The following is a 1,020-nucleotide window of genomic DNA, read 5'->3' as shown; positions in this document are numbered from 1 at the left end:
TACAGCCTATTGCAAGTTTATGAGGTACAGTAAGAGGAGTACACAAATGAAGTCTAATGAAACCGTACTCGCTCGACTTGCGAGAAAAAATAGTTAAGGCATACACACAAGGTGACACCTCAATCAGAAAAGTTGCGGCTCGATTTGGAGTAGCCAAAAGTTTTGTGCAAAAACTGATAGCCATGAAGAAAACTCAAGGTCATGTCCAACCGAAAAAACAGGGTGGAGCAATCAAGGGAAAGTTGGATGGTTATAAGGCGCAGCTAGCGGCAATGGTGAAACAATATCCCGATGCAACATTGAGGGAATACTGTGAGTATTGGGGGACAAATTATCATGATTGGCTGAGTACAAGTACGATGTGTCGTGCATTGCAAAAACAAAAACTGACACGAAAAAAAAGACACTACGCAGCACTCAAGCAAAAACACAACGAGTACAGCAATTGAGAACGGAGTATTGGCAGCAAGTGCAACAAATCGAGGCAGCAAACTTAGTTTTCATCGATGAAATGGGTGTACTGCTGGGGTTAACACGAACTCATGCCCGAAGCTTTTGTGGAACTCGAGTGTATGATGAGCAACCATTTTATCGCGGGTCGAAAGTCACCGTCATTGGCGCAATTAGCACAAAACGAGTTTTAGCTGTAATGACCTTGAATGGTTCAATGGATGGTCAAGCCTTTCAAGTGTTTATTGAAAAGTGTTTACTGCCTCAACTGTGGCAGGGTGCTGTGGTTGTTATGGACAATCTTCCAGCACATAAACTCAAACAAATTGAGTCTTTAATTCAATCAGTGGGCGCAACTATTCAATACCTGTCACCTTATTCTCCTGACTTTAATCCAATTGAACTTTGGTGGTCACAATTAAAAGCTTTTTTGCGCTCCTTTTCCCCAACTACTGCATTCAGGGTTGATCTTCTCATTGCCACTGCACTCGATTTAATTAATCCCGTGCATTTGAAAAACTGGTTTACTCACTGTTGCTACTGTGCCTCATAAAACTGCAATAGGCTGTA

General features: G+C 42.1%; 2 protein-coding genes. Both read left to right on the top strand.

All coding sequences use genetic code 11. The features are described 5' to 3' along the window. The first annotated feature begins 56 nt into the window (after positions 1 to 56). The gene (locus IQ230_RS27225; RefSeq protein ID WP_193934758.1) at positions 57 to 449 is read left to right on the top strand and encodes a helix-turn-helix domain-containing protein; all 393 of its coding nucleotides are present in this window, start codon (positions 57 to 59) and stop codon (positions 447 to 449) included. Beyond that, entirely contained in the window at positions 446 to 1,003 is a 558-nt protein-coding gene (locus IQ230_RS27220) for an IS630 family transposase (RefSeq protein WP_015191260.1), read from the top strand. The genes IQ230_RS27225 and IQ230_RS27220 overlap by 4 nt, the downstream gene beginning before the upstream one ends. Positions 1,004 to 1,020: the final 17 nt, after the last annotated feature.

It is taken from the genome of Gloeocapsopsis crepidinum LEGE 06123, from assembly GCF_015207655.1.
GTDB classification, from domain to species: domain Bacteria; phylum Cyanobacteriota; class Cyanobacteriia; order Cyanobacteriales; family Chroococcidiopsidaceae; genus Gloeocapsopsis; species Gloeocapsopsis crepidinum.
This window is presented reverse-complemented; position numbering and strand designations above follow the sequence as displayed.

Bases quoted from the DNA above. Each gene is read 5' to 3' on its own strand.
- IQ230_RS27225 (WP_193934758.1), top strand. From the start codon at position 57: ATGAAACCGTACTCGCTCGACTTGCGAGAAAAAATAGTTAAGGCATAC.